This is a genomic window from Streptomyces sp. NPDC058796 (assembly GCF_042745235.1).
In the GTDB taxonomy this organism is placed as follows: Bacteria; Actinomycetota; Actinomycetes; order Streptomycetales; family Streptomycetaceae; genus Streptomyces.
Genome location: NZ_JBHYOP010000002.1, coordinates 499529 through 521783 on the forward strand (window position 1 = coordinate 499529; position 22255 = coordinate 521783).

The 22255-nt window shown below is 72.9% G+C and carries 21 protein-coding genes and 1 pseudogene; 13 read left to right on the forward strand and 9 right to left on the reverse strand.

The window, feature by feature from the left end; genetic code table 11:
• Nucleotides 1-264: 264 nt before the first annotated feature.
• The 4 genes from ACFW47_RS07600 to hutH all read left to right on the forward strand — a co-directional run bounded on the left by ACFW47_RS07600 (nt 265) and on the right by hutH (nt 5997).
• Nucleotides 265-1407 carry an adenylate/guanylate cyclase domain-containing protein gene (locus tag ACFW47_RS07600; protein ID WP_386287114.1) on the forward strand — a complete coding sequence of 381 codons (1143 nt, stop codon included), beginning with the start codon at nt 265-267 and terminating at the stop codon, nt 1405-1407.
• A gap of 930 nt (nt 1408-2337) precedes the next feature.
• A complete protein-coding gene (locus tag ACFW47_RS07605) occupies nt 2338-3138 on the forward strand; it encodes an enoyl-CoA hydratase/isomerase family protein (RefSeq protein WP_386305118.1) in 801 nt (266 codons plus the stop codon).
• A 78-nt stretch (nt 3139-3216) separates the two neighbouring features.
• On the forward strand, nt 3217-4365 hold the full coding sequence (locus ACFW47_RS07610; protein ID WP_073724750.1) for a diguanylate cyclase domain-containing protein: 1149 nt from the start codon (nt 3217-3219) through the stop codon (nt 4363-4365).
• A 93-nt stretch (nt 4366-4458) separates the two neighbouring features.
• Nucleotides 4459-5997, forward strand: a complete 1539-nt coding sequence (gene hutH, locus ACFW47_RS07615; protein WP_386305241.1) for a histidine ammonia-lyase — start codon at nt 4459-4461, stop codon at nt 5995-5997.
• Nucleotides 5998-6090: 93 nt separating this feature from the next.
• On the opposite strand, the gene ACFW47_RS07620 is transcribed toward hutH, so the two are convergent.
• A complete protein-coding gene (locus tag ACFW47_RS07620; RefSeq protein WP_386287110.1) occupies nt 6091-6408 on the reverse strand; it encodes a hypothetical protein in 318 nt (105 codons plus the stop codon).
• A gap of 109 nt (nt 6409-6517) precedes the next feature.
• Between ACFW47_RS07620 and ACFW47_RS07625 the strand changes: the two genes are divergently transcribed.
• Nucleotides 6518-6871: a hypothetical protein gene (locus ACFW47_RS07625; protein ID WP_386287109.1), complete on the forward strand. Its 354-nt coding sequence runs from the start codon at nt 6518-6520 to the stop codon at nt 6869-6871.
• 231 nt (nt 6872-7102) lie between these two features.
• Nucleotides 7103-8350, forward strand: a complete 1248-nt coding sequence (locus tag ACFW47_RS07630) for an Ig-like domain-containing protein (protein ID WP_386287107.1) — start codon at nt 7103-7105, stop codon at nt 8348-8350.
• A 171-nt stretch (nt 8351-8521) separates the two neighbouring features.
• On the opposite strand, the gene ACFW47_RS07635 is transcribed toward ACFW47_RS07630, so the two are convergent.
• Nucleotides 8522-9460: a ketopantoate reductase family protein gene (locus ACFW47_RS07635; protein WP_386287105.1), complete on the reverse strand. Its 939-nt coding sequence runs from the start codon at nt 9458-9460 to the stop codon at nt 8522-8524.
• A gap of 219 nt (nt 9461-9679) precedes the next feature.
• On the opposite strand from ACFW47_RS07635, the gene ACFW47_RS07640 reads away from it, so the two are divergent.
• Entirely contained in the window at nt 9680-10609 is a 930-nt protein-coding gene (locus ACFW47_RS07640) for a LysR family transcriptional regulator (protein ID WP_386287103.1), read from the forward strand.
• Nucleotides 10610-10621: 12 nt separating this feature from the next.
• Here ACFW47_RS07640 and ACFW47_RS07645 read toward each other — a convergent pair whose 3' ends face one another.
• Entirely contained in the window at nt 10622-11506 is an 885-nt protein-coding gene (locus ACFW47_RS07645) for a helix-turn-helix domain-containing protein (protein WP_386287101.1), read from the reverse strand.
• A 167-nt stretch (nt 11507-11673) separates the two neighbouring features.
• On the opposite strand from ACFW47_RS07645, the gene ACFW47_RS07650 reads away from it, so the two are divergent.
• Together ACFW47_RS07650 and ACFW47_RS07655 are read left to right on the forward strand one after the other, a co-directional pair.
• Nucleotides 11674-12714, forward strand: a complete 1041-nt coding sequence (locus tag ACFW47_RS07650) for an NAD(P)-dependent alcohol dehydrogenase (protein ID WP_386305120.1) — start codon at nt 11674-11676, stop codon at nt 12712-12714.
• Between the two features lie 155 nt (nt 12715-12869).
• A complete protein-coding gene (locus ACFW47_RS07655; protein ID WP_386305121.1) occupies nt 12870-13697 on the forward strand; it encodes an SDR family oxidoreductase in 828 nt (275 codons plus the stop codon).
• Here the strand turns inward: ACFW47_RS07655 and ACFW47_RS07660 are convergent.
• Nucleotides 13681-14733: an aldo/keto reductase gene (locus ACFW47_RS07660; RefSeq protein ID WP_386305123.1), complete on the reverse strand. Its 1053-nt coding sequence runs from the start codon at nt 14731-14733 to the stop codon at nt 13681-13683. The two genes, ACFW47_RS07655 and ACFW47_RS07660, sit on opposite strands and share 17 nt — an antisense overlap.
• A gap of 185 nt (nt 14734-14918) precedes the next feature.
• On the opposite strand from ACFW47_RS07660, the gene ACFW47_RS07665 reads away from it, so the two are divergent.
• Nucleotides 14919-15509 carry a TetR/AcrR family transcriptional regulator gene (locus ACFW47_RS07665; protein WP_386305242.1) on the forward strand — a complete coding sequence of 197 codons (591 nt, stop codon included), beginning with the start codon at nt 14919-14921 and terminating at the stop codon, nt 15507-15509.
• An 18-nt stretch (nt 15510-15527) separates the two neighbouring features.
• Here the strand turns inward: ACFW47_RS07665 and ACFW47_RS07670 are convergent, their stop codons facing one another.
• Nucleotides 15528-16163, reverse strand: a complete 636-nt coding sequence (locus tag ACFW47_RS07670; protein ID WP_386287094.1) for a hypothetical protein — start codon at nt 16161-16163, stop codon at nt 15528-15530.
• Between the two features lie 168 nt (nt 16164-16331).
• Here ACFW47_RS07670 and msrA point away from each other — a divergent pair, with 168 nt between their 5' ends.
• Nucleotides 16332-16844: a peptide-methionine (S)-S-oxide reductase MsrA gene (gene msrA / locus ACFW47_RS07675; RefSeq protein ID WP_386287092.1), complete on the forward strand. Its 513-nt coding sequence runs from the start codon at nt 16332-16334 to the stop codon at nt 16842-16844.
• 79 nt (nt 16845-16923) lie between these two features.
• Here the strand turns inward: msrA and ACFW47_RS07680 are convergent, their stop codons facing one another.
• The gene (locus tag ACFW47_RS07680) at nt 16924-18042 is read right to left on the reverse strand and encodes a hypothetical protein (RefSeq protein ID WP_386305125.1); all 1119 of its coding nucleotides are present in this window, start codon (nt 18040-18042) and stop codon (nt 16924-16926) included.
• 97 nt (nt 18043-18139) lie between these two features.
• Between ACFW47_RS07680 and ACFW47_RS07685 the strand changes: the two genes are divergently transcribed.
• A complete protein-coding gene (locus ACFW47_RS07685; protein ID WP_386287088.1) occupies nt 18140-19294 on the forward strand; it encodes a cystathionine gamma-synthase in 1155 nt (384 codons plus the stop codon).
• A gap of 13 nt (nt 19295-19307) precedes the next feature.
• Here ACFW47_RS07685 and ACFW47_RS07690 read toward each other — a convergent pair whose 3' ends face one another.
• The 3 genes and pseudogenes from ACFW47_RS07690 to ACFW47_RS07700 form a co-directional block, all read right to left on the reverse strand.
• Nucleotides 19308-19565: a hypothetical protein gene (locus ACFW47_RS07690; protein WP_386287087.1), complete on the reverse strand. Its 258-nt coding sequence runs from the start codon at nt 19563-19565 to the stop codon at nt 19308-19310.
• Nucleotides 19566-19632: 67 nt separating this feature from the next.
• Nucleotides 19633-20139: pseudogene (locus tag ACFW47_RS07695) on the reverse strand (sigma factor-like helix-turn-helix DNA-binding protein).
• 171 nt (nt 20140-20310) lie between these two features.
• Nucleotides 20311-20820 carry a MarR family winged helix-turn-helix transcriptional regulator gene (locus tag ACFW47_RS07700; protein WP_386287203.1) on the reverse strand — a complete coding sequence of 170 codons (510 nt, stop codon included), beginning with the start codon at nt 20818-20820 and terminating at the stop codon, nt 20311-20313.
• Nucleotides 20821-20982: 162 nt separating this feature from the next.
• Between ACFW47_RS07700 and ilvA the strand changes: the two genes are divergently transcribed.
• Entirely contained in the window at nt 20983-22212 is a 1230-nt protein-coding gene (ilvA, locus tag ACFW47_RS07705) for a threonine ammonia-lyase (protein WP_386287083.1), read from the forward strand.
• Nucleotides 22213-22255: the final 43 nt, after the last annotated feature.

Sequence of the window (22255 nt, forward strand, 5' to 3'; positions counted from 1 at the left end):
GGCTTCGGGAGTGTGGTCGGGGCGGGTTGCCGGGCACGGTCCGGGCGGGTTTCGGGTGCGTGGTCGGGGTGAGCTGCGTGAGTGTGGTCCGGCGGGCCGCGCGACGGTGGTCGGCGTCGGCTTCCGGGTGTGGTCCGGGCCGGCTCCGCGAGTGTGGCCGGGGCGGGTCCGGCGGACGGGCAGAGCGGGAGTGAGCTGGGGCACACCTGACGTAAAGTTGGGGCCGGTCGAACCTGACCGCGGCAGATCGGAAGGGCAGCAGGCGTGACCGTCGACGACACGGGCTCCGGCGCGGACGGGGACGGCCGGGTGGACCCCGAGCCCGCCCCGGACTCCGCCGACTCCGGCGAGGACCCGCTCGCGCTGCGCCTGGAAGGGCTCATCCTGGGCGCCGAGCGCCGCTACACCCCGTTCCAGGCCGCCCGCAGCGCGGGCGTCTCCATGGAGCTGGCCTCCCGGTTCTGGCGGGCCATGGGCTTCGCCGACATCGGCCAGGCCAAGGCGCTCACGGAGGCGGACGTCCTCGCCCTGCGGCGGCTGGCCGGTCTGGTCGAGGCGGGGCTGCTCAGCGAGGCGATGGCCGTGCAGGTGGCGCGGTCCACCGGGCAGACCACCGCCCGGTTGGCCGAGTGGCAGATCGACTCCTTCCTGGAGGGGCTGACCGAGCCGCCCGAGCCCGGGATGACGCGCACCGAGGTGACGTACCCGATCGTCGAGCTGCTCCTGCCCGAGCTGCAGGAGTTCCTGGTCTACGTCTGGCGGCGCCAGCTCGCCGCCTCGGCCGGCCGGGTCGTCCAGGCCGGGGACGACGAGGAGATGGTGGACCGGCGGCTCGCGGTCGGCTTCGCCGACCTGGTCGGCTTCACGCGGCTGACCCGCCGGATGGAGGAGGAGGAGCTCGGCGAACTGGTCGAGGCCTTCGAGACCACCGCCGCCGACCTGGTCGCCGCGCGCGGCGGACGCCTGATCAAGACCCTCGGCGACGAGGTGCTGTACGCCGCCGACGACGCCGGTACGGCCGCCGAGATCGCGCTGCTCCTCGTCGAGACCATGGCGAACGACGAGACCATGCCGGAACTGCGCGTCGGCATCGCCTTCGGCACGGTCACGACCCGGATGGGCGACGTCTTCGGTTCGACCGTGAATCTGGCGTCCCGGCTGACCTCGATAGCTCCGCGCGACGCCGTCCTCGTCGACGCCGCGCTCGCCGAGGAGCTGATCCGGACCCGCGACGCCCCGGCCTCGGAGGCCGCGGCGACCGAGGAGGCCGCCGCGGCCGAGAAGGAGGGCGAGGAGCCGCCGACGTACCGCTTCGCGCTCCAGCCGATGTGGCAGCGGCCGGTGCGCGGACTCGGCGTGGTCGAGCCGTGGCTGCTCTCGCGCCGGGGGGACGCCGGGGAGTCGTAGGGCGGTTCTGTCCCACGGGGGACGGGCCGCGTCAGCGGTCGCCGTCGAGCAGGTCCACGCAGAGGCCGATGACCGGCACGCACAGGCCCGGGTCATCGGGTTCCGGGGAGGGTGCGGGAGACCCTGGCGGCGCGGTGCGGCCCGGTGGCGGCGTCGGGGTGGGGCGCGGTTCGGGAGCACCGGTGGCCGACGGCGGCTCGGGGGAACGCGGCGGTCGCGGTGACCGCGGGGCGTGCGGGGCCGGAGCCCGGGGGTCCGCGTCCCGGCCGTGAGGGCCCGGGGCGTCCGGGACGGCCGTCGAGCGCCGGGGCGCGTCGGAGGGGCTGCCGGCGGACGGTCCGGATCCGGGTGCCAGGCCCGGTCCCGGAGATCCGCCCAGACCTCCCAGGGCCGAGGTCGCCGACGGGCTCGCCTCCGGGGGGCCGGCCGTGCTCGTGGCGGCAGGTGCCGAGGACCGGTCCGGCGGGGTGTCCTGCCCCGCGTCCGCCCCGGCGCGTGGCCCGGCCCCGGTGCGGAGCCCGTCCGTGCCGGTGGCTCCGGTGTCGGTCAGCAGGTGTATGAGACTCAGGGCGCCGGCCGCCAGCGCCAGGCCGCCGCCGGTGGCCAGCAGCGCCGTGCGGGGGCGCGGCCGGCGGTGCCGTCCGCGGCGGTCCCACGGGCGTCGCGGCCTCGTCGCTGTACCGGCCGTCGGTGTGCCGGTCGTACCGGTCGTGTCCATGGTCCCTCCCCGGTGCGCACGCGCCCCCCTGCGCCGTGGCGGAGTGACGCTACGCGCCGCTGGCGGCCGGGACACGGCGGTCGGCCGGATATCACTCGAACGGGTGGGCGGGGAGGGTGTTGGGGCGCGGGCGTGCCCGGCCTTTCCCCGAGCGGGTCCGCCTGCGATGATCGGGCCGTCCAGTTGTTAACCCGCGTTAACCGGAGGGTGTCATGAGCGAGGAGCGGTTCGGAGAGTTCGTCCTGGTGCGGCGGCACGGGGACGGGCATGTCGCGGAGCTCGCGCTCGACCGGCCGAAGGCCATGAACGCCGTGTCGACCGCCATGGCCCGGTCCATCGGCGCCGCCTGCGCGGCGCTGGGCGAGGACCGCGGCGTCCGGGTCGTGGTGCTGACCTCCACCCACGAGCGGGCCTTCTGCGTGGGCGCCGACCTCAAGGAGCGCAACTCCTTCTCCGACGCCGACCTGCTGCGGCAGCGGCCGGTGACGCGGGGCGCGTACACCGCGGTGCTGGAGCTGCCGGTGCCGACGGTGGCGGCCGTGCACGGGTTCGCGCTGGGCGGCGGGTTCGAGCTGGCGCTGTCCTGCGACGTGATCGTGGCCGACCCGACGGCGGTGGTGGGGCTGCCCGAGGTGTCCGTGGGCGTGATCCCCGGTGGCGGTGGTACGCAGCTGCTGCCGCGGCGGGTGGGGGCCGCGCGCGCCGCCGAGCTGGTGTTCACGGCGCGGCGGGTGGAGGCCGCCGAGGCCCGGGAGCTGGGGCTGGTGGACCAGCTCGTGGACGAGGGCCGGGACCGGGAGGAGGCGCTGGAGCTGGCCTCCCGGATGGCCGCGAACTCGCCCGTGGGGCTGCGGGCGGCCAAGCGGGCGCTGCGGCTCGGGCACGGCCTCGACCTGCGGGCCGGGCTGGAGGTCGAGGACGCGGCGTGGCGGTCGGTGGCGTTCTCCGGTGACCGCGCGGAGGGCGTCGCGGCGTTCAACGAGAAGCGCGCGCCGCGCTGGCCGGGGGAGTGAGGCCGCTCCCTCGGGACAGGCGCCCCATTTCGACCCGCTTGAGTCCCATTTCTCCTTAAAACTCCCTAGCCTGGAGCGATGGGTGAGGACAGGCGGCTCACGGCCGTGGTGGCGTTGGCGCAGGGTATGGCCGCCGCGCAGAGCACGCGCGAGGCGTGGCGGGCGGCGGCCCTGGGCGGGTGCCTGGCGCTGGGCGGCAGCTTCGCGGCGCTGTCGGTGTGGGAGCGCGAGCTGGGCCGGCTGCGGGTCCTGGTGAACGTGGGCGAGCGGGCCGAGGGGGAGGAGGAGTTCCCGGAGGACGAGTCCTACCCGGTGCACCAGTTCGCGGAGATCACCGAGTTCCTGCACGAGCGGTGGGCCGGCGGGGGCGAGCCCGACGCCTGGGTCGAGACGGCCGAGGGACCCGCCGCGGGGCGCCCCGGGTACGTCCACCAGCGCGTCGCCGCCCTGCGCCGCCGGGGGCGCGGCTGCTGCGTGGTGGCGCCGATCGTGCTGCACGGCCGCGCCTGGGGCGAGCTGTACGTGGCCCGTCCGGTGGGGGAGCGGGTCTTCGAGCGGGCGGACGCCGACTTCGCCACCGTGCTGGCCTCGGTGGTCGCCGCCGGGATCGCGCAGACCGAGCGGCTGGAGGAGGTACGGCGCCTCGCCTACACGGACGCGCTCACCGGGCTGGCCAACCGCCGCGCGGTGGACGCCGCACTCGACGAGGCCGTCGAGCGGCACCGCGCGGAGCACGTCGTCGTCAGTCTCGTCGTCTGCGATCTGAACGGCCTGAAGCGGGTCAACGACACGCACGGGCACGCGGTCGGCGACCGGCTGCTGGAACGTTTCGGTTCGGTGCTGTCGCTGTGCGGGGCGATGCTCCCGGGGGCACTCGCGGCGCGGCTCGGTGGGGACGAGTTCTGCCTGCTCGCGGTCGGCCCGCCCGCCGACGCGGTGGTCAAGGCGGCCGAGGAGCTGTGCCGCCGGGCGGCCGAGCTGGAGCTCGGCGACGGCGTGGCCTGCGGGGTCGCGTCCACCGAGGACCCCGTCGGACCGGTCCCCTCCGCCCGCCGCCTGTTCCGGCTCGCGGACGCCGCCCAGTACCGGGCCAAGGCCGAACGGGCTGCCGGGCCGGTCGTCGCGGGGCGCGAGGGACCCGACGATCCCGTCGTACGGCTGGCGGACGAGCCGTCGCGGGAGGAGGGCGGGGAGCGCAGGCGGTTCCGGGGGCGGCACGCTCCGTAGGGCCGGCGCGGTAAGGGGTGCAACCGGCGCGCATCCGTGACGCATCCCCTCGTGACATCATCGAATTCACTGCGTACGCTCCTGAATATGGATATGCACACTGTGGTGGTGGGGACGACCGGCGTGACGGCGTCCGACGTCCTCGCCGTGGCGCGCGACGGCGCGAGGATCGAGCTCTCCGACGAGGCGCTGGCCGCCCTGGCCGCCGCCCGCGGGATCGTGGACGCGCTGGCCGCCAAGCCGGACCCCGTGTACGGCGTGAGCACCGGCTTCGGTGCCCTGGCGACCCGGCACATCAGCCCCGACCTGCGGGCGCAGCTCCAGCGCAACATCGTCCGCTCGCATGCCGCCGGGATGGGCCCGCGCGTGGAGCGCGAGGTGGTCCGGGCGCTGATGTTCCTGCGGCTGAAGACCGTCTGCTCCGGGCACACCGGCGTCCGCCCCGAGGTCGCCCGGACCATGGCCGACGTGCTGAACGCCGGTATCACCCCGGTCGTGCACGAGTACGGCTCCCTCGGCTGCTCCGGCGACCTGGCCCCGCTCTCGCACTGCGCCCTCACCCTCATGGGCGAGGGCGACGCCGAGGGCCCCGACGGCACCGTACGGCCCGCCGGCGAGCTGCTCGCCGAGCACGGGATCACCCCGGTCGAGCTGCGCGAGAAGGAGGGCCTCGCCCTCCTCAACGGCACCGACGGCATGCTCGGCATGCTGGTCATGGCCCTCGCCGACCTCGACACCCTCTACAAGAGCGCCGACATCACCGCCGCGCTGACCATGGAGGCCCTGCTCGGCACCGACAAGGTGCTCGCCCCCGAGCTGCACGCCATCCGCCCGCACCCCGGGCAGGCCGCCAGCGCCGCCAACATGGCCGCCGTCCTCAAGGGCTCGGGCCTCACGGGTCACCACCAGGACGACGCCCCCCGCGTCCAGGACGCCTACTCGGTGCGCTGCGCCCCGCAGGTCGCGGGCGCCGGACGCGACACCATGGCCCACGCGGGTCTCGTCGCCGAGCGGGAGCTGGCGTCGGCCGTGGACAACCCGGTCGTGCTGCCCGACGGACGCGTGGAGTCCAACGGCAACTTCCACGGCGCCCCGGTCGCCTACGTCCTCGACTTCCTCGCAGTCGCCGTCGCCGACCTCGGCTCCATCGCCGAGCGGCGCACCGACCGGTTGCTGGACAAGAACCGCAGCCACGGCCTGCCGCCGTTCCTCGCCGACGACGCCGGCGTCGACTCCGGGCTGATGATCGCCCAGTACACGCAGGCGGCCCTGGTCAGCGAGTTGAAGCGGCTCGCCGTACCGGCCTCGGCGGACTCGATCCCGTCCTCCGCGATGCAGGAGGACCACGTGTCCATGGGCTGGTCGGCGGCGCGCAAGCTGCGCACGGCCGTCGACAACCTCACCCGGGTGATCGCCGTCGAGCTGTACGCCGCCACGCGCGCGATCCAGCTCCGCGAGGGCCTGACTCCGGCCCCGGCGTCCCAGGCCGTCATCGACGCCGTACGGGCGGCAGGAGTGGAAGGCCCCGGCCCGGACCGCTACCTGGCACCCGACCTCGCCGCGGCCGACGCGTTCGTGCGCGACGGACGCCTGGTCGCGGCAGCGGAGACGGTCACCGGACCGCTGCGCTGAGGACTCTTGCCGAACAGGGAGGGTTCCCGTCGCAGTGACGGGGACCCTCCCTGTTCTCACCTGGTCAAGGATTCCAAAAGAACGTCAAGTCTTCTAAAACTCAAGGCGCTCCCGGCGCACCGAGTACCCGACGAAGCCGATGCCCAGTCCGAGGCAGAGGGCCCCGCCGACGACGTAGGGCGTGCTGTCGAAGCTTCCGGTGTCGGCCAGGCGGGCCGTCTCCTCACCGGTGGCCGCCGTACCTGTGGACGCGGCTCTGGCCTGTGCGGTGACCTGCGGAGACGGGGTCGCGGCGGCGGACTTGAACACCGGTGTTTCCGGGGTCGCGTTCGCGGACGGGACGAACCACAGGGCGCACAGCAGACCGCCCGCGGCGGCGGCGGTCAGCAACGGACGGCGAGCGGATGACACGGAATATCGATCCCCTTGTGGCGCTGGCGAATTGGCCGTGTGGGCAGATGTTAGTGAAAGGCGCGGGTCACAGGAAAGTCACGGGAGCGGCCGGCCTTACGCTCCGGGCATGAGTACTCCTCAGACATCACGTTTTGTACGGATTCGCGTCGACCTCGTCCTCGAGGTCGACGACGAACAGGCCGTCACCGGCGCCGCGCTGCAGGCCGTCGCCGGCGACGGCGACCTCTCCGACGCCGAACGGGCGCACGCCGAGAGCGCTGTGACGGACGACACCGCCGAGGCCCTGGCCTACCTCGTCGACCCGTTCGACCTGGTCGGCGAGGTGCCCGGGGTGGAGCTCCAGCAGGCCTCCTGGAGCAGTGAGCAGATCGACTACGACCCCGGTTCGCCGGAGTGGGACCTGGACGAGGATGATGGCGACGAGAACGACCCGGAAGACGATGAAATGACGGTCGGCTGACGCGGTGTGGGGAAATTCGTGACCCCGGGCGGCAACCACCGTCCGGGGTTTCGTCGTCTCACGGTGCGCACGGACCGCCCCCGTACCGCCGCACGCCAACGCCCCCGAGCGGAAACGTGGTATGCCCCACACCGGAGACCGATGTGGAACGGGACGAACCGGTCGTAGCGTTGAAAGTCTTGACGGGGAATCTCGGGGTCACGGGAATCGGCGACGATGGAGAAGCGTGTGATGACGGACGGTAAGCGGCGCAAGGGCCTGGTGGCCGCGTCCGCACTGCTCGGCGGTGTGCTGGTGCTTTCGGCATGTTCCAGTGGCGACGCCGACACCTCCGCGGGTGGGGACGGCAAGACCTCGCAGGCCGAGGCCGACAAGGCGGCGGCCAAGAAGTCGTCCGAGGCCCAGATCAAGATCACCCCTGGCGACGGCACCGACAACGCCTCCATCAACAACTCCGCCGCCGTCACCGTGAGCAAGGGCACGCTCACCGAGGTCAAGATGACCGCCAAGGACGGCACCGCGGTCGAGGGGCAGATATCCGCCGACAAGAAGAGCTGGAAGCCCACCGGTCAGCTGGAGCGTGCCACCACGTACGAGGTGACGGCGACCGCCACCGACTCCGAGGGCCGCGCCGCCCACGAGAACGCGTCGTTCACCACGGTCTCCCCGAAGAACAGCTTCATCGGCACCTTCACCCCGGACGACGGCACCACCGTCGGCGTGGGCATGCCCGTGTCGATCAACTTCGACAAGGAGATCACCAACAAGGCCGCCGTCCAGAAGGGCATCACGGTCAACACCACCAGCGGCCAGGAAGTCGCCTGCCACTGGTTCAGCACCCAGCGCATGGACTGCCGCCCCCAGGACTACTGGCAGGAGGGCTCCACCGTCACCCTCAAGCTGGCCCTCGACGGGGTGGAGGGCGCCGAGGGCGTCTACGGCGTCCAGCAGAAGACGGTCACCTTCAAGATCGGCCGTAACCAGGTCTCGTACGTCGACGCCAAGACCAAGCAGATGAAGGTCACGCAGGACGGCAAGACGATCAAGACCATCCCGATCTCCGCCGGCTCCCCCGAGAACAAGACCTACGAAGGTCAGATGGTGATCTCCGAGAAGTTCAAGGAGACCCGGATGAACGGCGCGACCGTCGGCTTCACCGACGACGACGGCGAGGGCGAGTACGACATCAAGGACGTGCCCCACGCCATGCGTCTGAGCACCTCCGGCACCTTCATCCACGGCAACTACTGGGGCAAGGGCATCTTCGGCAAGGCCAACACCAGCCACGGCTGCGTGGGCCTGGCCGACGCCCAGGGCGCCGACGACCCGAACACGCCGGGCGCCTGGTTCTACGACAACTCCATCGTCGGTGACGTGGTCGTCGTCCAGAACACCGGCGACAAGACCATCGCCCCGGACAACGGCCTCAACGGCTGGAACATGGACTGGGCCCAGTGGAAGGCGGGTTCGGCGGTCTGACGCCGAACACACCGCGGCCCGCCGCGACTTGACCGGGCGCCCGTCGCTCCCTCACCCGGGGGCGGCGGGCGTCCGCCGTTCTCCCGGCTGCTCATCGTCCTCGGTCTTGCTCGACGGTGCCGCACCACGTACCCGGCCGACGAGTCGTCGCAGCGCTGAGCCGGGGCACGCTCACGGCGTGACGGTACGGTGGCGGCGTTCCAGGTCCGCCACGAGCCGTGCCGTGACCGGGACGGACACGCCGTGTCGTCGGGCGGCGCGCAGGAGCGCGCCCCCGACGGCGTCCAGCTCCAGTGGGCGCCCCGCCTCGGCGTCCCGCTGCATCGACGACCTGGCGTCGGGCGGGAACGCCTCGTACAGGGCCATGGACCGGACGGCATCGACGGACGCGCCGCAGGCTCTGCCGACCGAGACTGCCTCCCCGAGGACGGCGACCAGCTCCGCGCGGCGCTGCGTGCGAACCTCGCCGATCGTCATCCCGTACCACGTCGTGAGCAGCGCGAACGGTGCGAGGAAGGCCAGCTTGGCCCAGAGCAGCGCGATCTCGTCACCGGCCACCTGGACCGTCGCGCCCGCGGCCCGGAGGACGTCACGCAACTCCCCGAGCCGTTCGGCGGGCCCCGCCACATCGATCTCGGTGAACGGGCTGCCGTGGTCGACGGCTCCCGGTGCGACGCGAGTCGACTCCACCCGGATGACCCCCGCCACCACCCGACGCTCCCCGAAGTGCCGCCGCAGCCCCGCGAGATGCTCGACGCCGTTCAGGAGCGGCAGTACGAGCCCTCCGTCGAGCATCTGACGCGGGACCTTCTCCAGGGCCGCCTCCAGGTGGGTGCTCTTGACCGTCACCAGACACAGGTCGACCGGCTCCCGCAGCTCGGCGGCCGCCTCCACCGGCACGGAGAAGTCGTCGAACTGCGCGCTGCGCACGCGCAGCCCGTCCTCGCGCAGGGCGGCCGCCGTGGCCGGGCCCGCCAGACAGATCACCCGGTGCCCCGCCCGGGCGAGCAACGCGGCCAGCAGCCCGCCGACCCCACCGGGGCCGAGTACGGCCACGGTCCACGGCGGTGTGGAGGCGGGTGGGTCCGGATGGGCGGGAGAGGCGGTCATGTGCGAGGTCCTTCCGGCAGCTCGGGCCTCCGGCTGCACGGCAGACGGGGCGGCACAGCGGTCGCCAGGTCGGCACCCGTACGGCGTCGTCCCACGGTCCGGATCCGCGCGAGGGCACCGGACGGGTTGCCGCCTGGACCGCAGTACGAGCCTGACGGCCCGCAACACCCCAGTCAATCCTGGGGATTACTCACTGCCCCCAAGCTGTACCTTGGGTCCATGACCCTGGACGACCTGCGCGTGTTCGTTGCCGTGTGCCGGGCCGGGAGCCTCAGTGCCGTGGCCCGGGACCTCGGTCGTACACAGTCGGCGGTGAGCCAGCACGTGAAGCGGCTGGAGCGCGAGAGCGGCGCGAGCCTGCTGGAACGCCAGCCGCGCGGGGTCGTGCCCACGGCCGCGGGGCGGATCCTGTGCGAAGCCGCCGCCGACGGGATCGCCGGTCTCGATCTCGCGCTGCGCCGCCTCGGTGACCTCGTCGACGGAGACGGCGGCTCGGTACGGGTCACCACCGGCGGCACGACCGTGCGGCACTTCATGGCCGAGGCGATCGTCTCCTTCCGTCGCCGGTACCCGAGGGTGAGCCTGGAGTTCCGGACCGAGACCTCCAGCCGGGACTGTTTCGACGCGCTGCTCTCCAGCGACCTGGACCTGGCCTGGATCACCATCGCCGGTTCGGTACGCGGGATAGAGCAGCGGCCCGTCTTCGACCTGCCCTGGGTGCTCGCGGCCCGGGCGGACGACCCGCTCGCGGCCCGGGCGCACATCGAGGTGTCCGACCTCGTCGACAGCCACCTCGTCCGCCTCCCGCCGAAATCGACCTCGGGTGGCCTGCTGGAGGAAGCCTTCAGGGAACTGGGAGTCGGGGCCGGCTCGAACACGAGCGTCGCCGACTGGGACACCGCCCTGCTGCTCGCCGAACTAGGCCTGGGACACGCCGTCGTGCCCGCCGTGCCGGGTCTGCCCGCCGCCACGGAGGACGGGCCGTTGCGCCTGGTCCCGATCCCGGCGTTGCCGCCGCTGCCGGTCGGCTGGGCGGTACGCCGCTGGGACGCGCTTTCGCCGCCGGCCCGTGCCTTCGCCGACATGGTTGCCCGCGGCGCGGGGACGGGGTCCGTCCTCGCAAAGGACGCTCCTCCGTCGCGGCGCTGAATCAGGGCACGATCACGGCGTGACCGTGGTGGTGGCCGCCGCGTCCGTCCCCCAACTGGCCAGCAGCCGCAGCCCCTCCGCCGACGGTGAGCCCGGTTCGGCGTGGTACGTCACGAAGCACTGCTCCTCGTCGTCGACGAGGCGGAACGTCTCGAAGGACAGGGTCAGGTCACCGACCAGCGGGTGCCGCATCCGCTTGACGCCGTAGCTCTTCTCCTTGACGTCGTGTGTGGCCCACAGCCGCCGGAACTCCTCGCTCTTCACGGACAGTTCGCCGACCAGCGCGGACAGCCGCGGATCGTCCGGATGCCGGCCCGCGTCCATGCGCAGGAAGCTGACCATGTCGTACGCCTTCTGGTCCCAGTCCACGAACAGCTCGCGGTAGTCCGGGTTCAGGAAGACCAGCCGCGCCCAGTTCCGCTCCGCGGCCGGCAGCTTGCCCCAGTCGCCGAAGAGGGCGGCCGCCATCCGGTTCCAGGCGAGGATCTCCGAGCGGCGGCCCGTCACGTACGCGGGCACCGTGTCGATCGACTCCAGCAGCTGGAGCAGTGCCACCCGCACGGGCCGCTGCTGGGCCCTGCCCGCCGACGTCCGCCGACGCTGCTGCCCCGGCCGCGCCAGATGCGTCAGGTGGGCCTGCTCCGCGTCGGTCAGCCTGAGGGCCCGCGCGATGGCGTCCAGGACCTCCGCCGACACGTTCTGCCCGTTGCCCTGCTCCAGACGCGTGTAGTAGGCCACCGACACCCCGGCCAGCCGGGCCAGCTCCTCGCGCCGCAGCCCGGGTACCCTGCGGTGCCGCCCGAAGGACTCCAGGCCCACGTCCTGTGGCTTCAGCCGGGCCCGCCGGGTGCGCAGGAACTCGCTCAGTTCGGCCCGCCGGTCAAGCTGTCCATCCATGCTTCCAGTATTGCCGGACCTGTTCCCGGTCGTACGCACAGGAGCCTGTCCCCGCCAGTGGTACGCACGCTGGACGTACGCAAAGCCGTGGGCTGGGTGGATCCGCAGGTCGCAGGCAGGGTGGAGGCATCACCCAGTCAAGCCAAGAGAATCCCGGAGAACCCGGCATGACCACTGTCGCCGCGTACGCAGCACCCGCCGCCAAGGCTCCGCTGGAGCGCACCACCATCGAGCGGCGCGAGGTGGGCGAGCACGACGTCCTGATCGACATCAAGTTCGCCGGCATCTGCCACTCCGACATCCACCAGGCCCGCGAGGGCTGGGGCGAGGCCATCTTCCCGATGGTCCCCGGTCACGAGATCGCCGGTGTCGTCGAGGCCGTCGGCCCCGCCGTCACCAAGTTCAAGGCCGGCGACCGCGTCGGCGTCGGCTGCCTCGTCGACTCCTGCCGGGAGTGCGAGAACTGCGAGGCCGGCATGGAGCAGCACTGCCTCAAGGGCAGCGTCGGCACGTACAACGCCGTCGGCTACGACGGTGAGCCCACCTACGGCGGCTACGCGCAGAAGGTCGTCGTCGCCGAGGCCTTCACCGTCCGCATCCCCGACGGGCTGCCGCTGGACGTGGCCGCGCCGCTGCTGTGCGCGGGCATCACCACGTACTCCCCGCTCAAGCACTGGGGTGCCGGCCCCGGCAAGAAGGTCGCCGTGATCGGCCTGGGCGGCCTGGGCCACATGGGCGTCAAGATCGCGCACGCGATGGGCGCCGAGGTCACCGTCCTCTCCCAGTCGCTGCGCAAGAAGGACGACGGCCTGAGGCTGGGCGCCGACCACTACTACGCGACCAGCGACGAGCAGACCTTCAAGGACCTCGCGGGCACCTTCGACGTGATCCTCTCCACGGTCTCCGCGCCGCTCGACTTCGGGTCCTACCTCGGTCTGCTCAAGACCGGCGGTGCCCTGGTGAACGTCGGCGCCCCCGAAGAGCCGATCGCCCTGAACCTGTTCTCGCTCATCGGCGGCAACAAGACCCTCGCCGGCTCCATGATCGGCGGCATCGCCGAGACCCAGGAGATGCTGGACTTCTGCGCCGAGCACGGCATCGGCGCCGAGATCGAGCTGATCGCCGCATCCGAGATCAACGAGGCGTACGAGCGGGTCGTGGCGAGCGACGTGCGGTACCGCTTCGTGATCGACACGGCGACGATCTGACGCCGGGGGAGGGGCCTCGCGAAGAAATATCTCCCCTCCCTGTCACACTCCCGCCCCGCCCCGGGTCATACCGCCACGGACACACAAGGCGGACGTCCGGGCGGGGCGGACCCACATCCGCGCCCCCGGACGCCAGGACCCCGGGAGCAGCAGCCATGACGTACCCCCAGACCCCCTCCGGCCCCACCACCCCCCTCCTGGTCACCGGCGGCACCGGCACCCTGGGCCGCCACGTCGTCCCGCTGCTGCGGGCGGCCGGCCACGAGGTACGGATCCTCACCCGGAGCCCCCGCCCCGACGCGGACGGCATCACGTACGTGACCGGCGACCTCCTCACCGGGGAGGGCGTCGAGGCCGCCGTCGCCGGGGTGCACACCGTGCTGCACCTGGCGGGCGGCCCCAAGGGCGACGACGAGGCGACCCGCACCCTGGTGCGCGCGGCCACCGGGGCGGACGTACGGCACCTCCTCTACATTTCGGTCGTCGGCGCGGACGGCGTTCCGCTGGCGTGGCTGCGGACGAAGCTGGAGTCGGAGCGGGCCGTCGCCGAGTCGGGCATCGGGTGGACGGTGCTGCGGGCGGCCCAGTTCCACGAGCTGACCCTGACGATGATCGAGAAGATGGCCAAGCTGCCGGTCCTGCCCGTCCCCGGCGGTCTGCGCCTGCAGCCCGTCGACTCCCGCGAGGTCGCCGCCCGCCTGGCCGAACTGGCCCTCGCGGCCCCCTCCGGCCGCGTCCCCGACCTGACCGGCCCCGAGGTCCACGACCTGCCCGCCCTGGTCCGCCCCTACCTGGCCCTGCAGGGCCGGCGCCGCCGCCCGCGGCTGCCGGTCCGCATCCCCGGCAAGGCGGGCCGCGCCTACCGCGCGGGCGCCAACCTGACGCTGGAGGGCGCGCAGACGGGCCGGCGGACGTGGGAGGAGTTCCTGAGGGAGCGGGCCGGGCAGGCGCGCGAGGGCGCGTCGGCTACCGCGCGCTCGTGAGCCCGGCCGGGACCGGGATCCGCCGCCGCAGCGACGGGTCGAGGAGTGCGGGCGGCGTGTCGAACTTCTCGTGCGCCGCCAGGTCGGTGCCGGGCGCGACGATCTCGTCGATCGCGTCCAGCACGTCGCCGGGGAGCACGGTGTCGGCGGCGGCGAGCTGCGCGTGCAGGTGGTCCAGGGTGCGGGGGCCGATGAGGGCACTGGTCACGGCGGGGTGCGCGGTCACGAAGCCGAGCGCGAGCTGGATCATGGTCAATCCGGCCTCGTCGGCGACCCGGGCCAGCCGCTCGACGGCGTCCAGCCGGGCCCGGTTGGCGGGCAGCGAGGTGTCGAAGCGCTCCGGCATGAACGCCGACCGGTGGGTGGTGATCTCCCGGCCCGCCCGCACCGCGCCCGACAGCCATCCCGACGCCAGCGGGCTCCACGCCAGCACGCCGAGCCCGTACTCCTCGGTCACGGGCAGCACATGGCTCTCGATCCCGCGCTGGAGGACGGAGTAGCTGGGCTGCTCGGTGACGTAGCGGCTCAGGCGGTGCTCGCGGGCGGCCCACTGCGCCTGCACGATGCGGTACGCGGGGAAGGTCGAGGACCCGAAGTAGCGGATCTTCCCCGCGCGTTGCAGGTCGGTCAGTGCCGACAGGGTCTCCTCGTCGCCGGTTTCCGGGTCCCACCGGTGGACCTGGTACAGGTCGACGTGGTCGACACCGAGGCGGCGCAGGCTGTCGTCCAGCGCGGTGACCAGCCAGCGGCGGGAGGCCCCCCGGTGGTTGCGCTCCTCGCTCATCGGCATGACCGCCTTGGTGGCCAGCACGATGTCCTGGCGGCGGCCGGCGACGGCCTTGCCGACCATCTCCTCCGACTCGCCCCGGCCGTACATGTCGGCGGTGTCGATGACGTTGACCCCGGCCTCCAGGGCGGCGTCGACGATGGCGGTGGCCTCGTCCTGGGTGGTGCGCCCGGTGGCGCCGAAGTTCATGGCGCCGAGCGCGAGGGAGCTGACCTGGACACCGGTGCGGCCCAGGGTGCGGTACTGCATGAGCGTGTTCCTCCGTCGGGAGAAGGGAGAGGAGCGGCGGTGCGCGCGGGCGCACGGCACGGCATGGCGGGGCATGGCACGACGGCTCCCGGCTCTGGCATCATGAACAAGCGGAACGCCGTCCCGTTTGACGATACGGAACAGTGTCCCGTTTAGCAATGCCGGTATCTGGAGGGAACGACGCGATGGTGGACGCCGACGAGGCCGCAGGGCGCACCGACCGCCCCAAAAGGGCGGACGCCCGGCGCAACCAGGAGACCCTCCTGGACGCGGCCGCCGCGGTCTTCGTGAGGTCCGGGGTGGAGGCACCGGTCCGCGACATCGCGGCCGAGGCGGGCGTCGGTACGGCCACGATCTACCGCCACTTCCCGACGCGGGCCGACCTCATCATCGGCGTCTACCGGCACCAGGTGGAGGCCTGCGCCGAGGCCGGCCCCGCGCTGCTGGCGAGCAGCCCGACCCCGTACACCGCCCTCGCGCGGTGGATCGACCTCTTCGTCGACTTCCTGGTCACCAAGCACGGCCTCGCGGGCGTGCTCCAGTCCGGCGACGCCGGCTTCGAGACGCTGCACGCGTACTTCCTCGACCGCCTCGTGCCGGTCTGCACCGGCCTCCTCGACGCCGCGGCCGCCGCCGGCGAGATCCGCTCGGACCTGTCCGCCTACGAACTCATGCGCGGCGTCGGCAACCTCTGCATCGGCGCGGAACACGACCCGCGCTACGACGCCCGGCGCGTGGTGGCGATGCTGGTGACGGGGTTGCGGCGGACAAAGTGACCGGAAGGGCGCAGGACATCACCCGGCCCCGTCGGGGCGCCCCCTGTCCGACCCGCGCGTCCACAGTGAGAGGTCGCTGCTCGTGGCCACGGCGAGCGTGCGACCGGAAGGTGAGAATCCGGCGGCACGGAACGTGGAGCAGTGCGAGTGGAAGATGTGCCACCACCGCTCTCCGTGCGGGCCAGCGTGGAACCCGTCGCCCCTGGACAGCAGGACGCGCTCGTGCGGCCAGGCCGGGGTGACCACATCCAGGCACCAGCCGTCTTCGGTCGTGGTGTGCAGTCCGCCGCCGAAGAGCCCGGCGATGCGTACGCGGCTCCCGGCGACGGGCCCCAGTCCGGGGCACGACAGGTCGGCGACGGCGTCGGGGGTGCTGTCCTCGGGATCGGGGTCGCGGTTCCTGGCGATCTTCTCGCCGGTGACGGCGTCGAAGAGACCGTGCCCGTCGCTGGAGACGACCATCACCAGATCGTGACCGGTGCCCGGATGCGTCGCGAAGCCGATCCCGAGCAGACCGCCGACGGGCACGCCGTACCGGTACTCGAAGACGGGCAGCCATGGCTCGGGTGCGGCGACCACGGGCGCCGCGAGCAGCCGGTCCCGCAGCGACCGCTGGTAGGCGGTGAGTTCCGGCTCCTTCGTCCACTCCGTCACGGATCCATGATCCCTGACTGGGCGGGGGAGCCGTGCCGACGGCCGCGTGCCGCCGATGCGGCACGGAATCGCTCGAAGCGTTCGTGCGTTGAGCAAGGTGGACGTGGGATGTCGGTGTGCGAGCCGAGTAGCCCGAGTGATCAGAGTGACGGAAATTGGAGGGCCGCGATGGCCGCGCAGACGCAGAGGGCCGTGCTTGCGGGCGGATGCTTCTGGGGGATGGAGGAGCTGATCCGGCGGCTCCCGGGCGTGACGGCGACCCGGGTCGGGTACACCGGGGGCGACGTGCCGAACGCGACGTACCGCAATCACGGTACGCACGCGGAGGCCATCGAGATCCTCTTCGACCCCGAGCGGACCGACTACCGCACGATCCTGGAGTTCTTCTTCCAGATCCACGACCCGAGCACCAGGAACCGCCAGGGCAACGACATCGGCATGAGCTACCGCTCGGCGATCTACTACGTGGACGACGAGCAGAAGCGGATCGCCGAGGACACGATCGCGGACGTGGACGCCTCCGGGTTGTGGCCGGGGAAGGTCGTCACCGAGGTGGAGCCGGTCGGCCCCTTCTGGGAGGCCGAACCCGAGCACCAGGACTACCTCCAGCGGTACCCGGACGGCTACACCTGCCACTTCCCGCGCCCGGGATGGCGACTGCCCGCCCGCTCCGAGGGCTGAGGGGACCGGACGGCAGCGGGACGGCCCGGCGGGATCACCGCCGGGCCGTCCCGCGTCGGGGCACCGAGCATCGAACGCGTCAGTGGGGGAGTGTCGCCGGGCTCCCGCCGTTCGCCTCGTAGCCCGCCACCGCCAGGGCGCGGTAGACGGCGAATTCCCCGGCCGGGTCGGGGGACAGGGTCCAGGGCAGCGCGCCCACGTGGCCGTCGATCACTATCAGCTGGTTCATGGCCTCGGACCAGCGCTCGCCGCGGACCAGGAAGAACACCAGCAGATGGCGGACGTGCGCCTGCATCGGGTCGTCGGGGCGGGCCGCGTGCACCGCGTGCAGGGCGCCGTGGACCGCCTTGGTGACGACCTCGCTCTGGTGGAAGCTGCGGACCATGGTGATCTCGGGCAGGTGCTCGAAGACGGCGAAGAGGGGCATCGCCGCGAGGAGGGAGCCGTGCGGCGCGCGGGCGGCCGCGGCCTCCGCGAAGGAGTACGCCAGCTCGCGGGAGCCGTGCCACTTCTCGCACCAGTAGTGCAGGGCGGCCAGGTGCGCCCCCATGTGGTTCGGGGCGCGGTCGAGGATCTTCAGCCAGAGCTGTTCGAACTCCTCGCGCGGATAGCCGAGCCCGCGGGCCACCGACAGCTCGACGATGTAGGGGACCGGGTCGCCGGGGGCGAGCAGCGCCGCCTCCCCGCAGGCCGCCTTCGCCTCCTCCATGATGATCCGGAACTCGTCCGTGCCCGGCGTCGCCGTCCGCCACGCCTGCTGCACCAGGAACTCGGCCTGCACGGCCGCCCCGCCCGCGTCCTTGGGGGCCTCGGCCCGCCACACCCGCAGCCACTGGCCGCCCGGCGTCTCACCGACGCCGCCGGGCCGCTGCGCCAGCTCCAGCGACGCGGCACCCGCGAAGGCCTGCACCCGCTGCCAGCGCCGCTCGCCCTCGGCCTCCGTGCCGGCCAGGAGCTGCTGGGCCCCCCGGTAGTCCTGGGTGCGCTGCACCAGGTCCAGGACCTCCAGCAGGTCCTGGTCGGGACCGGGCATGCGGATGTCGAGCTCCTCCTCGCGGGCGAAGCCGTAGTTCGCGGGATCCGCCGCGTCGGGATGGCCGGGCGGGACCAGGCCGACCGCGCCCCGCCGGCGCCGCAGAAGGGGGACCAGCACCACGGCCAGCATGGCCAGTGCCATCAGGACCCAGAGAATCTCCATGTCTCAAGCGAACCAGACCGCGCCGACAATTGGCCAACCTGCCCCGTGAGCCTGTGGAAAACGCACGGAGCCGTCCGCGCCGCTACGCTCGGGCCCCATGAGCGACAGGCACATCAGTCAGCACTTCGAGACGCTCGCGATCCACGCGGGCAACACCGCCGATCCGCAGACCGGCGCGGTGGTCCCGCCGATCTACCAGGTGTCTACGTACAAGCAGGACGGCGTGGGCGGGCTGCGCGGCGGCTACGAGTACAGCCGCAGTGCGAACCCGACGCGCACGGCCCTGGAGGAGAACCTGGCCGCCCTGGAGGGCGGCCGCCGCGGCCTCGCGTTCGCGTCCGGACTGGCGGCCGAGGACTGCCTGTTGCGGGCGCTGCTGCGCCCCGGCGACCACGTCGTCATCCCCAACGACGCGTACGGCGGCACCTTCCGGCTGTTCGCCAAGGTCGCCACGCGGTGGGGCGTGGAGTGGTCCGTGGCCGACACGAGCGACCCCGCGGCCGTGCGTGCCGCGCTCACCCCGAAGACCAAGGCCGTGTGGGTGGAGACGCCGTCCAACCCGCTGCTCGGCATCACCGACGTCGCGGCCGTCGCCCAGGTCGCCCGGGACGCCGGCGCGCGGCTCGTCGTCGACAACACCTTCGCCACGCCGTACCTCCAGCAGCCGCTGGCGCTCGGCGCGGACGTCGTCGTGCACTCCCTGACCAAGTACATGGGCGGTCACTCGGACGTCGTCGGCGGCGCACTGATCGTGAACGACCAGGAGCTGGGGGAGGAGCTGGCCTTCCACCAGAACGCGATGGGCGCGGTCGCCGGTCCCTTCGACTCGTGGCTGGTGCTGCGCGGCACGAAGACCCTCGCGGTGCGCATGGACCGGCACAGCGAGAACGCGACCAAGGTCGCCGAGATGCTCACCCGGCACGCGCGGGTGACGAGCGTCCTGTACCCGGGGCTGCCGGAGCACCCGGGACACGAGGTCGCCGCCAAGCAGATGAAGGCGTTCGGCGGCATGGTGTCCTTCCGCGTCGAGGGCGGCGAGGAGGCGGCGGTCGAGGTCTGCAACCGCGCGCAGGTGTTCACGCTCGGTGAGTCCCTGGGCGGCGTCGAGTCGCTGATCGAGCACCCCGGCCGCATGACGCACGCCTCCGCGGCCGGCTCGGCCCTGGAGGTGCCCGCCGACCTGGTGCGGCTGTCGGTCGGCATCGAGAACATCGACGACCTGCTCGCCGACCTCCAGCAGGCGCTGGGCTAGCCGGGAGAACGGCTCACCAGCCCTCCCAGCCCGTCACGGGTGGGGTCGTCTCCGACGGCGGCTCCACCCATGGCCGGACGGTCAGCGCCCACACGGTGAACGCCACGGTCGCGGCGCACAGCAGCAGCCACATCACGCGGCGGACGGCCGTCCTGCGGCGCAGCATGCGGCTCCCGCGGCGCACGGCGTCCGCGTACAGCTCGGGCGGCACCCGCGGCGGCGACTGCTCCATGATCCGCCGGGCCGCCGCCTCTCGTTGCAGCCGGTTCACCGGCGCCTCCCCGTCCGCCGCGCGGGCGTGCCGGCCGCACTCGCCGTTCCCCGCGCGGGTACGCCCGTCATGACGTCGCCGCCTTCGGCTCCGGTACCGGGCGGGACCGTTCCGCGGGCGGGTGCAGCAGGGCGGCCGTGGCGCGCTCGCAGATCGTCCGTACGCGTTCCACGGGCAGGCCCAGCAGGGCCGCCGCCTGCTCCTCCGCGACGCCCTCGTAGAGCCTGAGCACCAGGATCAGGCGTTCCTGCGGGGCGAGGCCGCCCAGAGGGCCGACGGGGCGCCTGCGGGCGCGGGCGAGGACGGCGCCGTGCCGGTGCCAGGCTCCGCGGGCGAAGCGGGCGGCCAGGTGCTGGCGGGCGCGGTCCTACGGGTCCTCGCCGTGCAGCCGGTCCCAGGACGCGTACGTGTGGGCGAGCGAGAGGGCGAGCAGGCGCCGCGCGCGCGGGTTGCCGTCCGGCGGTTCGGCCGTGAGCAGAGTGGCGGCATGCAGCAGTCGCCCTGCCGCGCCCGCGACGAACGCCTCGAACTCGCGGGCCCGGCGGGCGCTGTGGGACGCCTGCCTGTCTCGCACCGCGCCTCCCGCCCGGAGAGCGACGGCCTCCGGGACTCGACGACGACTCCGAGGTCTCATGGACGACCGCTGAAGTCTCCTGGACGACCCCTGAGGTCTCATATCAGGACAGGCGTGGCCCGCCGGTCAAGAGTCCGGTGCGATCCGCTCGCGAAAGCGCCGGCGGCGGCCTCAGGCGGACGACGGGGCCTCCTGGCCCGCCGCCACGCCCGACGGGGCCATACGGGCGGACAGGGCGCCGTTGAAGCGCGCGAGGAGCGTGCAGAACGCCTCGCGCTCCTCCGGCGCCCAGTCGTGGGTCAGCTCGGCCATGAGCTGACGCCGGGAGGAGCGGACCTCCTCCAGCCGCGACACACCGCGCGGGGACAGCTGGAGGACCACCGCGCGGCCGTCCTCGGGGTGCGAGGTCCGCTTGACGAGGCCGGTGTCGACGAGCGGGGCCACCTGCCGGGTGACCGTGGAGGAGTCGATCCCCATGCTCGCGGCGAGCGCCTTCACGCCCATCGGGCCCTCTTTGTCGAGGCGGTTGAGCAGCAGGTAGGCGGCGCGGTCCATGGAGTTGCGCACCTGCCCGACGCCGCCGAGCCGGGTCTGTTCGGCACGACGGGCGAAGAGCGCCACCTCGTGCTGGAGCGTCTCGAGAAGACCGGTGTCACCGGCGGTCGTCATGTCCATCGACATTTCAGGTGTTGTGGGCATGGCCGGGGGCTCACTTCGTGGAGGGCTGCTAATTGGGGGACAGGGTACGCGGCCGGGCGGTGAGCCGTACCTGCGCCGGGCAAAGCGGGTCTCGGAGGTTGGTCACAACGGCCCCCGGCGCCCGTGAACTGCAATGCTGGAGGCATGAGCTACCGCACGGCCGCCCCTGCCGCTCCCGTCACCCTCGACGACGTGCGCGGGGCTCAGAAGATGCTCTCGGGCGTGGCGCGGGTGACCGCGATGGAGGGCAGCAGGCACCTGTCGCAGCTGGTCGGCGCGCCGGTGCACCTGAAGTGCGAGAACCTCCAGCGGACCGGATCGTTCAAGCTGCGCGGCGCCTACGTCCGGATCGCCGGGCTGCTGCCCGAGCAGCGGGCAGCCGGCGTGGTCGCGGCGAGCGCGGGGAACCACGCCCAGGGGGTCGCGCTGGCGTCGTCGCTGCTCGGCGTGGACTCGACGGTGTTCATGCCGAAGGGCGCGCCGCTGCCGAAGATCAGCGCGACCCGGGACTACGGCGCGGAAGTGCGGCTGCACGGCCAGGTGGTCGACGAGACGCTGGCCGCGGCGCAGGAGTACGCGGAGCGGACGGGCGCGGTGTTCATCCACCCCTTCGACCACCCCGACATCATCGCGGGGCAGGGCACGGTCGGGCTGGAGATCCTGGAGCAGTGCCCCGAGGTGCGGACCGTGGTGGTCGGCATCGGCGGGGGAGGGCTGGCCGCCGGGATCGCGGTCGCGGTGAAGGCGTTGCGGCCGGACGTGCGGATCGTGGGCGTGCAGGCCGAGGGCGCGGCGGCGTACCCGCCCTCGCTGGCCGCCGGCCGCCCGGTGGCCGTCGAGAACCCGGCGACGATGGCCGACGGCATCAAGGTGGGGCGTCCCGGTGACGTGCCGTTCGGAATCGTCGGCGACCTGGTGGACGAGGTCCGCACGGTGTCCGAGGACGGGCTGTCCACGGCCCTGCTGCTGTGCCTGGAGCGGGCCAAGCTGGTCGTGGAGCCGGCCGGGGCCAGCCCCGTGGCGGCGCTGCTGAGTGATCCCGGAGCCTTCGCGGGGCCGGTGGTGGCGGTGCTGTCCGGCGGGAACGTGGACCCGGTGCTGATGCAGGGCGTGCTGCGGCACGGCATGGCCGCGCAGGGCCGCTACCTGGCGGTTCGGCTGCGGCTGACGGACCGGCCCGGCGCCCTCGCCACGCTTCTCGGGGTGTTGTCAGTGGTGGACGCTAACGTCCTCGATGTGAGCCACGTCCGGACCGATCCACGGCTCGGGCTCACGGAGGCGGAGGTCGAGCTGCACCTGGAGACGAAGGGTCCGGAGCACTGTGCCGAGGTCGGCCGGGCGCTGCACGAGGCGGGGTACCCCGTCATCGGCTGAGACGGCCACCGCTTCGTCACTCGTTCGAGTAACAGTGCGGGCA

Bases quoted from the DNA above. Each gene is read 5' to 3' on its own strand.
- ACFW47_RS07640 (WP_386287103.1), top strand. From the start codon at position 9,680: ATGACCCTGGACGACCTGCGCGTGTTCGTTGCCGTGTGCCGGGCCGGG.
- ACFW47_RS07625 (WP_386287109.1), top strand. From the start codon at position 6,518: ATGAGTACTCCTCAGACATCACGTTTTGTACGGATTCGCGTCGACCTC.
- ACFW47_RS07700 (WP_386287203.1), bottom strand. From the start codon at position 20,820: ATGTCGATGGACATGACGACCGCCGGTGACACCGGTCTTCTCGAGACG.
- ACFW47_RS07660 (WP_386305123.1), bottom strand. From the start codon at position 14,733: ATGCAGTACCGCACCCTGGGCCGCACCGGTGTCCAGGTCAGCTCCCTC.
- ACFW47_RS07685 (WP_386287088.1), top strand. From the start codon at position 18,140: ATGAGCGACAGGCACATCAGTCAGCACTTCGAGACGCTCGCGATCCAC.
- ACFW47_RS07645 (WP_386287101.1), bottom strand. From the start codon at position 11,506: ATGGATGGACAGCTTGACCGGCGGGCCGAACTGAGCGAGTTCCTGCGC.
- ilvA (WP_386287083.1), top strand. From the start codon at position 20,983: ATGAGCTACCGCACGGCCGCCCCTGCCGCTCCCGTCACCCTCGACGAC.
- ACFW47_RS07650 (WP_386305120.1), top strand. From the start codon at position 11,674: ATGACCACTGTCGCCGCGTACGCAGCACCCGCCGCCAAGGCTCCGCTG.
- msrA (WP_386287092.1), top strand. From the start codon at position 16,332: ATGGCCGCGCAGACGCAGAGGGCCGTGCTTGCGGGCGGATGCTTCTGG.
- ACFW47_RS07610 (WP_073724750.1), top strand. From the start codon at position 3,217: ATGGGTGAGGACAGGCGGCTCACGGCCGTGGTGGCGTTGGCGCAGGGT.
- ACFW47_RS07635 (WP_386287105.1), bottom strand. From the start codon at position 9,460: ATGACCGCCTCTCCCGCCCATCCGGACCCACCCGCCTCCACACCGCCG.
- ACFW47_RS07665 (WP_386305242.1), top strand. From the start codon at position 14,919: ATGGTGGACGCCGACGAGGCCGCAGGGCGCACCGACCGCCCCAAAAGG.
- hutH (WP_386305241.1), top strand. From the start codon at position 4,459: ATGCACACTGTGGTGGTGGGGACGACCGGCGTGACGGCGTCCGACGTC.
- ACFW47_RS07655 (WP_386305121.1), top strand. From the start codon at position 12,870: ATGACGTACCCCCAGACCCCCTCCGGCCCCACCACCCCCCTCCTGGTC.
- ACFW47_RS07680 (WP_386305125.1), bottom strand. From the start codon at position 18,042: ATGGAGATTCTCTGGGTCCTGATGGCACTGGCCATGCTGGCCGTGGTG.
- ACFW47_RS07630 (WP_386287107.1), top strand. From the start codon at position 7,103: ATGACGGACGGTAAGCGGCGCAAGGGCCTGGTGGCCGCGTCCGCACTG.
- ACFW47_RS07605 (WP_386305118.1), top strand. From the start codon at position 2,338: ATGAGCGAGGAGCGGTTCGGAGAGTTCGTCCTGGTGCGGCGGCACGGG.